At 61.8% G+C, this 12,798-nt stretch carries 11 protein-coding genes; 3 read left to right on the forward strand and 8 right to left on the reverse strand.

Going from position 1 to position 12,798, the window contains the following annotated elements:
- Positions 1-7: 7 nt before the first annotated feature.
- Genes hpaE through BLV41_RS06100 form a run of 3 tightly spaced genes read right to left on the reverse strand, consistent with a single transcriptional unit; the run spans position 8 to position 3,664 of the window.
- The gene (gene hpaE, locus BLV41_RS06090; protein WP_074711007.1) at positions 8-1,513 is read right to left on the reverse strand and encodes a 5-carboxymethyl-2-hydroxymuconate semialdehyde dehydrogenase; all 1,506 of its coding nucleotides are present in this window, start codon (positions 1,511-1,513) and stop codon (positions 8-10) included.
- Complete coding sequence (locus tag BLV41_RS06095) at positions 1,506-2,195, reverse strand: GntR family transcriptional regulator (RefSeq protein WP_074713137.1); 690 nt, start codon at positions 2,193-2,195, stop codon at positions 1,506-1,508. Before BLV41_RS06095 ends, hpaE begins: the two co-directional genes overlap by 8 nt.
- The gene (locus BLV41_RS06100) at positions 2,192-3,664 is read right to left on the reverse strand and encodes a fumarylacetoacetate hydrolase family protein (protein ID WP_074711008.1); all 1,473 of its coding nucleotides are present in this window, start codon (positions 3,662-3,664) and stop codon (positions 2,192-2,194) included. Before BLV41_RS06100 ends, BLV41_RS06095 begins: the two co-directional genes overlap by 4 nt.
- Before the next feature lie 362 nt (positions 3,665-4,026).
- On the opposite strand from BLV41_RS06100, the gene BLV41_RS06110 reads away from it, so the two are divergent.
- Both BLV41_RS06110 and BLV41_RS06115 read left to right on the forward strand, forming a co-directional pair.
- Positions 4,027-5,019 carry a patatin-like phospholipase family protein gene (locus BLV41_RS06110; protein ID WP_244516759.1) on the forward strand — a complete coding sequence of 331 codons (993 nt, stop codon included), beginning with the start codon at positions 4,027-4,029 and terminating at the stop codon, positions 5,017-5,019.
- 260 nt (positions 5,020-5,279) lie between these two features.
- On the forward strand, positions 5,280-5,585 hold the full coding sequence (locus BLV41_RS06115; protein WP_074711010.1) for a putative quinol monooxygenase: 306 nt from the start codon (positions 5,280-5,282) through the stop codon (positions 5,583-5,585).
- Between the two features lie 224 nt (positions 5,586-5,809).
- Here BLV41_RS06115 and BLV41_RS06120 read toward each other — a convergent pair whose 3' ends face one another.
- The 5 genes from BLV41_RS06120 to BLV41_RS06140 all read right to left on the reverse strand — a co-directional run bounded on the left by BLV41_RS06120 (position 5,810) and on the right by BLV41_RS06140 (position 11,643).
- Positions 5,810-6,379: a hypothetical protein gene (locus BLV41_RS06120; RefSeq protein ID WP_074711011.1), complete on the reverse strand. Its 570-nt coding sequence runs from the start codon at positions 6,377-6,379 to the stop codon at positions 5,810-5,812.
- A gap of 66 nt (positions 6,380-6,445) precedes the next feature.
- Entirely contained in the window at positions 6,446-8,089 is a 1,644-nt protein-coding gene (locus tag BLV41_RS06125) for a dipeptide ABC transporter ATP-binding protein (RefSeq protein ID WP_074711012.1), read from the reverse strand.
- Entirely contained in the window at positions 8,086-8,979 is an 894-nt protein-coding gene (locus tag BLV41_RS06130) for an ABC transporter permease (RefSeq protein WP_074711013.1), read from the reverse strand. Before BLV41_RS06130 ends, BLV41_RS06125 begins: the two co-directional genes overlap by 4 nt.
- Positions 8,976-9,893, reverse strand: a complete 918-nt coding sequence (locus BLV41_RS06135; RefSeq protein WP_244516761.1) for an ABC transporter permease — start codon at positions 9,891-9,893, stop codon at positions 8,976-8,978. Before BLV41_RS06135 ends, BLV41_RS06130 begins: the two co-directional genes overlap by 4 nt.
- 85 nt (positions 9,894-9,978) lie before the next feature.
- On the reverse strand, positions 9,979-11,643 hold the full coding sequence (locus BLV41_RS06140; RefSeq protein ID WP_074711014.1) for an ABC transporter substrate-binding protein: 1,665 nt from the start codon (positions 11,641-11,643) through the stop codon (positions 9,979-9,981).
- A 302-nt stretch (positions 11,644-11,945) separates the two neighbouring features.
- Here BLV41_RS06140 and BLV41_RS06145 point away from each other — a divergent pair, with 302 nt between their 5' ends.
- Entirely contained in the window at positions 11,946-12,569 is a 624-nt protein-coding gene (locus tag BLV41_RS06145) for a dihydrofolate reductase family protein (RefSeq protein WP_074711015.1), read from the forward strand.
- Positions 12,570-12,798 lie beyond the last annotated feature (229 nt).

Below are 12,798 nucleotides of genomic sequence, written 5' to 3' on the forward strand. Positions count from 1 at the left end.
TGGGTGGTTACGTAGCGCTTGAGGCGCCAAATTTGGGAGTGTGGACCGTTCCGAGCGTGATGTGAACGGCTTGCTGGTCCGTGTAAAAATCGATCGAGCGAAAGCCGCCCTCATGTCCAAGGCCGGAGGCCTTGACCCCGCCGAAAGGGGTGCGGAGGTCCCGGACATTGTGACTGTTCAGCCACACCATGCCGGCCTCCACATTGTGGGCGAAGTTGTGCGCGCGGGTCAGGTTGTTCGTCCAGATGTAGGCGGCAAGGCCGTACTTGACGCCGTTCGCCAAAGCCAGCGCTTCGTCGTCGTTCTCAAAAGGTGTGATGGCCACAACGGGGCCGAAGATCTCCTCCTGAAAAATGCGGGCCGAGGGCGCAACATCGGCGAAAACCGTCGGGGCAACATAATTTCCCGTCGCCAGGCCCTCCGGGCGGCCGCCGCCAGCCAGCAGGCGGCCCTCGGTCTTCCCGATCTCCACATAGGACATGACCTTGGCATAGTGCTCGGGGTGAACCAGGGCGCCCACCTCTGTGGCGGGATCGTGGGGGTCACCCACCAGAATATTCTTGGCCCGGGCAGCAAACTTTTCACAAAATTCATCGTAGATTCCCCGCTCTACAAGGATGCGGGAGCCGGCCGTACAGCGTTCGCCATTGAGCGAGAAGACGCCGAATAGTGCGGAGTCGACCGCGGCGTCAAGGTCGGCGTCGGCAAAGACAACACAGGGACTTTTGCCGCCCAGTTCCATGGACAGGCCCTTGAGACTGGTGGCGGCATTGCGGAAGATGGTTTGGCCTGTGGTGGTCTCGCCGGTGAACGAAATGAGCGGGACATCAGGGTGCTTGACCAGCGCGTCACCGGCTTCCTCACCGAGGCCGTTGACCAGGTTGAACACTCCCCGGGGGAGTCCGGCCGCTTCGAAGATCGCGGCCCAGAGCGAGGCGGAGAGTGGCGTAAACTCGGCCGGCTTGAGCACCACTGTGCAGCCGGAGGCCAGCGCGGGGGCCAGCTTCCAGGATTCGAGCATAAATGGCGTGTTCCAGGGTGTTATGAGCCCGGCCACGCCGATCGGCTTGCGGTTCACATAGTTGATCTGGGAGCCGGGAACCTTCATGGCATCGTCGAACTGGGCCACGATCAAGTCCGCGAAGAAGCGGAAATTCTCCGCCGCCCGAAGTGCTTGACCGCGTGCCTGGGTGATCGGAAGGCCGGAGTCGAACGATTCCAGTTCGGCCAGCCGGACTTCTTGGGCTTCGACGGCGTCGGCGATCTTGTTCAGTACGCGGGCACGCTCGCGCGGCGTCAGTCGGGGCCATGGGCCGTCGGTGAACGCCTTGCTGGCGGCTGCTACGGCGAGGTCGACGTCGGCCTTTTGTCCGGCGGCGGCCGTTGCATAATTGCAGTTGGTGACCGGGTCCAGCACGTCGAAGGTTTCGCCGCCGGCGGAGTCGACAAATTTCCCATCGATGTAGTGCTGAATGTTGGTGGGCAGGTGCTCCGGAAGGTAGTGCTCAGCCATTGGGAAGCGTCCTTTCTTCAGGTGGTTCGGGCGTTTTTCGTGCCAAGTAGGCATCGATTGTGGCTGCGCGGTGTGCGCGCGCGGCACGTTCAACGTCCTCGGGTGGGGCTCCGCCTTCCAGAAGCTGCAGGAGCTGTTCGTGTTCAGCGACGGAATCCCGGGCACGTCCCGGGACATAGCTAAACGTGGAGGCACGAAGGGCCTTTAGCCGGTTCCAGCCGCGGTGAACCAGCTCGAGAAGGTGCGGATTGGGACATTTTTCAAACAACACACGGTGGAATTCCAGGTTCAGGGCCGTGAAGTGGACCGGGTCAAAATTCTGCAGGCATTGACGCATGGCGGCGTTGATCTCACGGGCTCGGCGAATGTCGGCGGCCGTGATTAGCGGTGTGGACAGCCCTGTGGCGGCACCCTCTACGATGCTGAGGGCTTGCATCGTGTAGAGATATTCCTTCGGGTCGATTCCAGCTACTGTGGCCCCGACATTTCGTTCAAACTTGACGAAATTCTCTGCCTCGAGACGGCGGATGGCTTCGCGTACCGGCACCACGCTGAAACCCAGGTCGTCGGCCAGCCTGGCAAGGACCAGCCGGTGCCCGGGGTTGAACTCGCCACCGAGAATCTTTTCCTTGATGGCACTGTAGGCACGCTCCGACTTACTGCCTGTTTCCTGGGCGGTCACAGCTGCGCCGCCGGGTTCGGATGGGCCATGACCCACTCGGCGAACTTCGCCTGCCACATCGCGTTCATCGGGTACAGGCCCTCAACGCTGTGACCCTCGGTCACCATCTGCGCGATGAACCGTTCTTCGTGCTCCTGGGCGATGGCGGCGTCGGCCACCTCCTGCACCAACGACGGCGGGATCACCAGTACGCCGTCGGCGTCGCCGACAATGATGTCGCCGGGTTGAACGGTGGCGCCACCGCAGGAAATGGTCAGATCCGTGTCCCAGGGAATGTGCTTGCGGCCCAAAACGGCCGGGTGGGCGCCGGTGAAGAAGGTGGGCATGTCCAGGGCCGCAACGGCCGCTACATCGCGAACACCGCCGTCGGTCACAATGGCCGCGGCCCCCTTGATTTGGGCGCGCAGGGCCAGAATGTCGCCAACCGTCCCCGTACCCGGCTCGCCTCGGGCCTCCATGACCAGCACGTCGCCTTCGTTGAGGGTGTTGATGATGCGCTTTTGGGCGTTGTAACCGCCGCCGTGGGTCTTGAACAGGTCCTCCCGGTTGGGTACGTACCGAAGGGTGCGGGCCGTGCCGGCGATCCGCACCTCCGGGCGTGTGCACTTGAGCCCATCGATGCTGACGTTGTTCAGGCCGCGCTGGCGCAACTGGGCGCTGAGGGTGGCCGTCCCCACGCTGGTCAACTTGCGTTTGAGCTCTGCACTGAGGCCCTTCGGAGCCAGGCCCGCTGCTTCGGCCGAACCCCAAGCGTCCTCCCTTTCGTTGTCGGTAATCCTGGGCCTGCTGCCAAAGTCCGCCATTTCCGCGGCACCTTGAACAACGACCGTCCGGAGCCGGCCGGTGCATTGACCGGTGCCGGGGGAGTCCACCTCAACTTCGAGGACATCACCGGGAACGGCAACCGAAGAACCGGCGGGAGTGCCTGTGAGGATCACGTCTCCAGGTTCCAGGGTCATCAACTGGGACAGGTCAGCCACGATCTGGCTGAAGGAGAAGATCAGCCCGGCAGAAGAGTCGTCCTGAACGAGCTCACCGTTGAGCCAGGTACGGACCCGCAGGGCAGCAGGGTCGAGCCCCGCCGCTGGGATGAGAGCCGGGCCAAACGGGGTGAAGCCGTCGCCCGACTTGGACCGAACGTTGGAGCCCTTGTCGGCGTATTTGAGGTCGTACACACCTAGGTCATTACTGGAAGTGACGTAACCAACATACTGCCAGGCCTCTTCCACGCCAACGCGCCGGGCTGCGCTGCCGATGACCAGGGCAATCTCGCCCTCGTAGGCAAGTAACTCACATCCAGCCGGTCGCTCGATCACTGAACCGCTCAGGCTCAGCGAGGAAGAAGCCTTCAAGAAGTACGACGGCGTGGCGGGTGTGCGTCCTCGTTGATCGGCCCGTGACTTGTATGACAAATGCACGGCGATGACCTTGCCCGCCTGCTTCACGGTGGCTGCGGTGACCTGTTCCACGGAACGCTCCTGGAAGGTGTTGATGACCTCTAGATGAGATATGAAATCGTATACAATCAACGTAGGTCAGTGAGCTGGATCACGTCAAGAGCCTGGTAAACCCGGCGTTAGCGGAGATTCGATCTCCTCACGGGCCGTGTAACCGGCAGGTGGGTTACGTAGCCACCCACCGTGCCGTTGTTGCGGACGCTTGTGTGCCGTTCCGCGTGCGTGATAGATTTTCCTCAATCGTGATCGACGAGCAGGAGGTGAGACCCATGAACGCAGTATCCGCAATGGGCGCTCCCTGCACTCCGCAATCGCTCGACTGAGTCAGTCGCCACTGGGAGCCCCGAACAGGCAATTCGCGAAAGGCGACTCCCATGAATTCAATACCTTTTTCAACTCGGCACATAACCTTGGCGACGGCCACCATTCACCCGGATTCCTTCCAGGACCAGCCACGCTTCAATGCCACGACGACGTTGGCCGCCGCCGGCGGTCGCGCATTGGTCCTCGGCGGTGGAGGGTCGACAGGAAACGCCTGGTTGATCGGCGTCACTGCTGGCCTCTTCGAAACAGGCGTGGATGTGACGGGCGCCGATCTCATCATCGGAACGTCAGCTGGATCGACAGCCGCAGCCCAGATAACGGGGGCAAGCCCAACCCAATTGTTTGCCGACACCCTGGCCGCCGTTTCCGTGGCGCAAAAAGCGCCACCTGGAACCGAGAAGGGGCAGGCTCCGGTCCTGCCAGTGGATCATCTGGGGAGGATCAAAAAGATCATCGCTGCCGCCCAGAACCCGGCTGAAATGCGGCACAGGTTGGGGGCTTCAGCGCTCGAGATGGAGTCGGCGCTGGATGGCTCATGGTCAACTCGGTGGCGCTCGACAGTGGCCGCCCGGCTGCCCTGCCAGGACTGGCCCGAACAGGAGGTGGTCATCACGGCGGTTGATGCCACGACGGGTGAGCCTGTGATGTTCGACCGCCACAGCGGCGTGGACTTGGCGGACGCCGTTGCCGCGAGCTGCTCCAGCGGGCTCCCCTACAGGATCGGGGACAACGCCTTCATCGATGGCGGCTACCGACGGTCCGGCGAGAACGCTGACCTGGCCGCCGGTTTTGAGCGGGTGCTGTTACTTTCGCCCTTCGGCGGAAAGTCTTTGCAGCCCTTGGCCTGGGGACTGCAACTCTCGGCGCAGCTCGAGGAACTTGACGCAGGCGGAAGCAGGGTCGAAACAATCTCCCCGGACACCAGTGCCGAGTACATGTTCGGGGCCAACGCCATGGATCTGTCGATGCGTCCGTCCGCCGCCAGGGCTGGTTACGAGCAAGGCAAAGCACTTGCCGAACGGCTGGGGGAATTCTGGCACTAACCCCATTCCCTAAGCCGCCTCGGTAGCAGAGATGCGCGGGGGCCAGCGGTTCGATTCCGGTGGCCCCTGGCTCCTTCGCCAGGTGACGGACGCCTGAAGGCCGGTGATTTCCCCGAAAGGTGAGCAGGTGAGACCTTCCCGGATGGGTCGTGCCCGGCCTCGGCCGCTGTCAGCCCTAACCTCGATGCAATCGGTTGCCATAAGCTAATGTTGATCTGGCATGCGCCGATTTCACCCATCAGAAGCTAGGGAATGCTTTCATGGCAGAGACATTTTTTCAGGTTGTTGTCCGCTACACGGTTAAGGCCGGAGAGGTCAGCACTGTCATGGCATTGCTGGGTGAGATGGCCGTCGCCACACGAGCCGAGGCTGGCAACATGGCTTACGATTTCTACCAAGGAGTCGAGGATCCGACGCAGATCGTCATCCTCGAACGCTACACCGATGCGGCTGGTTTCGCGGCCCATCGCGAGTATGAACACATCGAGCGGATTGGGGCCTTGCAGATTATTCCGCGACTTGCCAGCCGATCCATCCAGACGTTTGAGAACGCCTCTGATGCCTAGCCGGGATTTAGTTTAGCTCCCTGGGCTGCTCCTGGGATCGGTGGATGCCACTATTCGTGACTTGGCGGATCTAAGCACCCAGAGCGGCGCTGCCGATCCCGTACAGCTCCCGCACGTCGCAGAGCGTGGTGGAGAACTCCTCGCAGGAACGCCTCACGAACGCCTCCGGTGTGGATTGACCGTGCTGATCAACGGAATCAGGCAAAGAGCACGTGCTTCGGAAGCTACGAGAGGGATTCCTCAGTGGCTTCTTCATCGTGGGTATCGACTTGGGCCGGCGCTTCCGCCGGGCCGGACTCCAAATAAGAGCTGCGATGGCGGCGAGCCTCAGCCAACTTGAAGAGGCGTTCGGCGGCCACGCTGTCACCCTCCTGCTCCAGGAGTGAACCGGCAGCCATGAGGGCTTCGGCCGCTACAGCGTTTTCGCGGTAATCCAGAAAAGCTCGTGCGGCTGGCTCAGCGGTGATCTCGCTGATCTGGGCGCTGACCCGGCTGGCGTCCGCCAGCGAATAGCCGTGTCCCAGCTCGTACACCTCGTGATAGAGGACGCCATAGTTTTCTTCCCTAAAGTCCATGGATCGGTCCAGGCGTGCCTTCAGCTCGGTTTGTTCGGCGGGGGACAAATCATCGACCTCCAGCCCGAGCCGCTGAGCAAACTCACGCAGGTAGGCCACGCTGGCAAGGGGCATTTCGCTGTTCCGTGGAAGTGCCTCAGGCATTTCGGGGAACTGGCGGGGCGCGGCGGAAAAGAGGGCAAGGAATTTTTGGATCAGGGCGTTCAAGGTGTTCTCCATCGGTAAAAGCTGCCCTGTAATCATCCCAGTTTCTCCTGAGCGTTGCCCCTTATTTCCCAGTGATCCTCACCGCACTGGTGTGGCGGCCAACAGGGAACGGGTGTACGGATGCTGCGGATCGGTAAACACCTGTTCCGTTGCCCCGGCCTCAACAACTTCTCCCGCGCGCATCACCAGTACCTCATCACTCATATGTCTGATGACGGACAGGTCATGGGAGATAAACAGGTAGCTCAGCCCCAGGCGTTGCTGAAGTTCGTCGAGGAGATCAAGGACCTGCGCTTGAATGGAAACATCCAATGCCGAGACAGGCTCATCACAGATCAGGATCTTTGGATTCGGGGCAAGCGCTCGGGCAATGGCCAGGCGTTGACGTTGACCACCCGAGAGTGTGTTGGGATTGCGGCCGGCCAAACTGGCATCCAACCCCACCAGCTGCAGCAGCTCAGCAATACCTACAGTGTGGGCGCGTTGGCTTCTCGTTGCGCCAAAGCTCAAGGCGTCAGCCAAGAGAGATCCCACAGAAAGCCTGGGGTCGAAGGAGGAAAGCGGGTCTTGATAGATAGCGCCCAACGCCGAGCGGCGGCTTCGACGGGCCGGTTCAGGAATGTGGCTCCAGGGCTCGCCAAAAAGCTCCACGACGCCGGAGTCCGGAGTCAGCAGCCCCAAGGCCATCCGGGCAGTGGTGGTTTTACCGGATCCGGACTCGCCCACCACCCCCAAGGTGCGCCCCGGCAGGAGAGCAAAGTCAACACCCCGTACAGCTTTGAAATGGCCGGATCTCCCCAAGGGGAAGGTCTTGGAAACTCCGCGGGCGCTCAGCAGTGGCCGCACGGCGTCGGACTGCCCAACGTTAGGTGCAGCCGTCGAAACGGGTTCGCGGCCCGAAGAGGCCGGGACGTTGGCGGCGGGGGACAGCCGGGTGAAGCGTGGTTTCCCTGTCGGAACGGCAGCCAAGAGCTCACGAGTGTACGGGTGTTGCGGATCATTCAGGATCAATTCACGGGGGCCGCGCTCCACGATGCGCCCGTCCTTCATCACCGCAATCGAATCGGCAACTGTGGCCACCGTTGCAAGATCGTGGCTGATCAACAGCATGCCCGAACCCGCCTGACGCAAGTCACCCAGGAGCCCCATGACCGATGCCGCGATGGTTGCATCCAGGGCAGTGGTGGGTTCATCGGCAATGATGAGAGCAGGGTTCATGGCGATGGCCGAAGCAATCAGTGCCCGCTGACGCATACCACCCGAGAGTTCCCCGGATCGCTGGCCAGCCCTGCGGACAGGGTCATCGAGTCCCACGGCCTCGAGTAGTTCAATCACACGCGCGGCCCGTTCCGCTCCGGAACTTGAGGAGTGCAGACGCAGGGCGTCGTCGATTTCTTTGCCCACGGTTCTTAGCGGATCGAGGGAGGTCAACGCATCCTGCAGAATCAACCCCACGTGCTTGCCGCGGAGGGCGCGCCAACTTCGTTGCGAATAGTTCTTGGCATGGTGTCCGGCAACGTCCAGGGTATCCACGTGCACGCGCGAGTCGGGCCCGGCCAGGCCCATAAGGGATCTCGCGGTCACTGACTTGCCGGAGCCGGATTCACCCACCAGCGCCAAACATTCACCGGGGTACACCGTAAAGGAAACGCCGCTAACCACGCTGGTCCCGCCAAAGGAGACGTTGAGGTCCTCCACCTGCAGGATGGGAGAAATGTTCATCGAGACTCACCTGACTTCAATGATCTAGAGAGCACCGTGGAGGCCGCAGCCACCAGCACGATGGCCAGCCCGGGGAAAAACGTCATCCACCACGCCAACGAAAGATAGGTGCGTCCGGCAGAGAGCATGCTGCCCCATTCTGGTGCCGGTGGCGGTGTTCCGAGACCCAAGAAACTCAGCGAAGCCGCCCAGAGAATCGCCTGGCCCAATCCCAGCGTTGCAAGCACCCCCAAGGGAGCGAGGGCGTTGGGCAGGATGTGAACTGTGAGAATGCGGAAGCGGCTCCGTCCGAGTACCGTGGCGGCCTCGACCATGGATGAGGAACGCAGCGCGATGATCTGCGCGCGGATCATCCGGGCATAGCCGGGCGCGCTGGTCAACCCCACAGCTATGACTGTCGTGGTCACGCCGGGTCCAGCCAGTGCAATAAAGATCAGGGCCAGAAGAAGGCCGGGCAGGGCAAAAAGAACCTCTAGAATCCGACCGATCCCAAAGTCCAGCCACCGGCCACCAAAGCCGGCAATAGTTCCCAGCACCAAAGCCAATCCAAGCCCTGTGGCTGTGGCCGCCGCCCCAATGAGCAAGGAGGGCCGTGAACCGTGAACGATGCGTGAGTAGATATCGCGCCCGGATTCGTCGGTGCCCAGAAAGTGCCCGCCACCGGGGGCGGAGAAGGCATCTGCCGGGTTGATGGCCAGCGGGTCAACAGGCGCCAGAAAGCTCGGGGCGATGGCAGCAATGATAAAAAAGAGAAGGACGACGGCGGATGCCACCAGTGGAATCCGCGAGGCAAATCGCTTGAATGCGGTGGCGCCCGGGCGAGCCGTCCGAGCTGCATGGGGCATCAGCAGCGGGTCCCCTGCGGGCAGGCTCGATTCTCGTAGGCTCATGAACGTCCAATCCGGGGGTCGACGATGCGTTCGAGAACATCGGACAGGGCCATGATCACGATGTAGACGGTGGCAGAAAGCAGCGCCACGCCGGTAACTAGCGGGATATCCCTGGAGGTGACGGCGGAGAGTAACGACCGGCCGATGCCGGGGCGGGCAAAAATCGACTCAACAACAACTGCACCGGAGAGCAGCGACCCCAAAGCCCAGCCTGAAAGCGCAATGCCCGGCAGCGCCGCGTGGCGCAATGAATGACGCAACAAAACACCCGTCTCCGATTCGCCCCGGGCGCGGGCGGACAGAGCAAACTCCGAGCGTTGGGCCTGGGCCATGGTGTCGCGCATGACCTGGCCCAAGAATCCCGCCAACGGCAATGCCAAAGTAATGACTGGCAGTATCAGCCCGGCGGGGGAGTTGGAGCTGACAGGGGGAAGCCAGCCGAGCATGGAGGAAAAAACCATGATCAACACGCTGGCGAGCCAGAAATGTGGCACGGCGGCAGAAGCGATTTCCAATCCTGAGGCCAATGCTGAACCCACCACGCCGCCGCGGGAGGACAAAACAGCAAGGACAAGTGCCGTGACCCACGCGACCAGGAGGGCAAGCGCGGCGAGGATCAACGTTGCGGGAAGCAGTTCACCGAGAACCTCCGCCACGGGACTTTTCAGTGCATACGATGTGCCCAGATCTCCCGTTGCCAGCTGCCCCATCTGACGGACATATTGGACGGCCAAAGGCAGGTCCAGACCATACTGGGCACGGGCCGCTGCCAGGGCCTCGGGCGAGGCCTGGGAACCCGGTCCACCCATGATCGCTTCGGCCGGATCCCCGGGAATCATGCGGAGGCCAAAGAAGATGGCTGTGGCAACTGCCCACAGAACAAAGATGCCCCCAAGATTTTGCCCAGTATCCAACGGATGGATATTCGCACAAGTCGGGTCGGCTCGGAGTGAGACGGTGCGGTTCTGCTCATCGATAGGGGCATCTGGTGAACTTAAGCTAGTTGGCCAGCCAAGCGTCAAGGAATGTTGGTGTGGCCACCGCGGTGGTCGCTCCGACATTTTTGAGCTTCTCTGAATAAAGGAAATGGTTCTGCTGGTTGTAGAGCGGCAGCAGGTAATAACCCTCAAGGACCTTCTTTTGAGCCTTGGCATAGAGGTCTTTGCGCTCCGACTCATCCTTGGTGGATCCTGCGGTCTCCAGCAAGGCATCAAGATCGGGGTTCTTCACCTGGGAGAGGTTGGCAAAATAGCCCGAGGGAGCAGGAATCGTGGAATCTGAGTGGAACAGGATTGAAAGGACGCCCGGTCCAACTTTGGTGTAAGGGGCGGAGACCAGGTTGTAGTTGTTCTGGAACAGTTCCCCGTACCAGCTGGAGAGATCCAGGAGGTTGATCTTAATTTCAATCCCTGATTCCTTGGCCGTGGCCTGCATCTGCTCAAAGAGTGATTGCTCGGCAGGGATCGATTGACTGGTGCTGACGGGGAAGGTGAGCGAGAGCCGCTTGCCGTCCTTGACGCGGTATCCCTCGGAGTCACGTTCAGTCCAGCCAGCGGCATCCAGCAGTTCGCCGGCTTTGGCCGGATCGTAGCCAAAGAGCGATTCTTCGCCAAAAGCCATCGGCTCAACGCTGGAAAGGGGCGAGTAGGAGCGCTTGGCGGTACCGAAGAAGAGTGAATCAATGCTGGCGTTCACGTTTACGGCGTGGATAAACGCTTCCCGAACCTTAACATCGTTGAACGGTGCCTTGGAGGAATTGAGCTCAACACGATTGGCGGCCCCGGGGCGGGGGGCGTCCAGATGCTTGATCGTGGAGGTCTTGGCTGCTGCGGCGATCGTGTCCGGCTGGGCGTTGTCGATGATCTGAACCTCCCCGGCGGCAAGCGCCGCGTATCGGGTTGCGGCCTCGGGGATGAATCGCCACGTGATGGCATCCAAGTAGGCGGTTCCTGCGTGAACAGCATTCGGATCGGGAAGGACATAGCCATCGTTGCGCACCAGCTGAACGGAATCCTGCTTCTTCCAAGAATCCACCTTGAAGGGTCCGGTGCCGACGGGTGAGGCACAGTTTTCCACTTGGGGACGCTTCAGCGCCGTGGGGGATTCAATGGCCACCCACGGCATGGAAAAGGACTCGAGAAGGGAGTTGTCCGGCGTCTTGAGCCTGAGCTCAAGAGTGCTGGCATCCACAGCATTCATGGAGGCGATCTTGCCCAAGGCCAGGTATCCGGTGGAAGAGGCCGTGGCCGGATCCAACAGGTGTTCAAAGTTTGCCTTTACGGCTGCAGCGTCGAGCTTCGTTCCGTCGGTGAAGGAGATACCGTCGCGGATCTTCAGCGTCCGGGTCAGTCCATCCTCGGAAACGGTGGAATCCTCCGCCAACCAAGGGATCAGCTTGCCATCTGCGTCCTTGGTGTACAAGGTCTCCAGATATTGCGAGGCCACGAGGGCCTGCGGGTAGTTGCCGCCAACGTGCGGGTCCAGGCAGCTGGGTTCGGCATCGCCGGAGGCATAGACCAGGGTTCCACCGGTCACAGGAGTGCCAGCATCGGTGCCAGCGTCCGACGCCGAACCTCCCGGCGTGCAGCCAGCGAGGACAAGGGCCGTGGCCAGGGCCGTGACGGCCGGAAATAGTCTGGTGGCCAAGGGGCGAGCGAGCGTCATGAAGTTCTTCCTGCAAAACCTGTGAGGGGAGCGATGTATTGGGACCGCCGGTCCGTTCCGCCCAACCATGGCTGTGCGGCTCGCTCCGGCGGGCATCGCCATCAACTTTAGCCCGTCGGGCTCGCCGCACCCACGGACATGTGGGGCAGATCATAGGGTGTCGCCGCAACCTTCGCAGGCCGACGCCGTCGTTGACTGCCGAAGTGAGTCTGGATCCAGCCATTGCCACGCCTGCGGCTCTGTGTAAGCCTTGAAGGTGATCCCGGCGCCGCGGCGGCGGGCCACAAGAGCGGAGCGCAATCATGGGACTCATTCACATTGACCTGTTCACCACGCTCGACGGCGTGGCACAGGCACCCGGCGGGCCCGAGGAAGACGCCGAGGGCGGCTTCGCTTTTGGCGGGTGGCAGGCGCCGCTCATGGATCAGGAGGTGGGCGACGACGTCGACGCGGGCATGAAGGGGATGGATGCCCTGCTGCTGGGCCGGCGCACCTACGACATCTTCGCGTCCTACTGGCCACACCAGCAGGAGGGGCCAGACGGGAGCATCGCTGAGTTGTTCAACCGCATCCCAAAGTACGTGGCCTCCCGCGGCAGGCTGGACCCGAAGTGGGCCAACACCACCCAGCTGGGGGAGGATACCGCCTCGGCGATTGCCGAACTGCGCCAACGCCACGAGCACACCCACGTCATTGGCAGCATGGACTTTGTCCAGACGCTATTCGCCGGGCAGCTGTTTGACCGGCTCACGCTCTGGGTCTACCCCATCCTGCTGGGCAGCGGCAAAAAGGTGTTCGCTGACGGTGTGGTGCCCACCAATCTCAGGCTCCTCGGGCCGGCTCACTCCTCGCAAAAGGGCGCCATCCTCCAGCACTATGCCCGCGAGGACGGCGTGCCCGGGGTAGGTGACATGTCAGCCGGGTAGCTGCACAGCCGCCTGTGGGGGGAATCCTGGGCGAATCGGAGGTATTGCTGCCTCTGGCGGCCACCAAGTTGGCTTCCATGTGCCGGTACCGGTACCGGCGCTATGAGCGAAACTGACTTCTTTTCTCTGGAATTCTCCTCCTGCGGTGTGGGCGCGCCATCTCCCCTAGTATTGGAGCTGGCGTTCCTGCTCCCCGTGGCACACGGGTCCGTAGCGGGCCCATGACCTA

The organism is Arthrobacter alpinus, from assembly GCF_900105965.1.
Lineage (GTDB): Bacteria > Actinomycetota > Actinomycetes > Actinomycetales > Micrococcaceae > Specibacter > Specibacter alpinus.

Excerpts from the sequence above, each read along its gene's own strand:
- hpaE (WP_074711007.1), bottom strand. The coding sequence starts at position 1,513 with ATGGCTGAGCACTACCTTCCGGAGCACCTGCCCACCAACATTCAGCAC.
- BLV41_RS06110 (WP_244516759.1), top strand. The coding sequence starts at position 4,027 with ATGAATTCAATACCTTTTTCAACTCGGCACATAACCTTGGCGACGGCC.
- BLV41_RS06115 (WP_074711010.1), top strand. The coding sequence starts at position 5,280 with ATGGCAGAGACATTTTTTCAGGTTGTTGTCCGCTACACGGTTAAGGCC.
- BLV41_RS06120 (WP_074711011.1), bottom strand. The coding sequence starts at position 6,379 with ATGGAGAACACCTTGAACGCCCTGATCCAAAAATTCCTTGCCCTCTTT.
- BLV41_RS06125 (WP_074711012.1), bottom strand. The coding sequence starts at position 8,089 with ATGAACATTTCTCCCATCCTGCAGGTGGAGGACCTCAACGTCTCCTTT.
- BLV41_RS06130 (WP_074711013.1), bottom strand. The coding sequence starts at position 8,979 with ATGAGCCTACGAGAATCGAGCCTGCCCGCAGGGGACCCGCTGCTGATG.
- BLV41_RS06140 (WP_074711014.1), bottom strand. The coding sequence starts at position 11,643 with ATGACGCTCGCTCGCCCCTTGGCCACCAGACTATTTCCGGCCGTCACG.
- BLV41_RS06145 (WP_074711015.1), top strand. The coding sequence starts at position 11,946 with ATGGGACTCATTCACATTGACCTGTTCACCACGCTCGACGGCGTGGCA.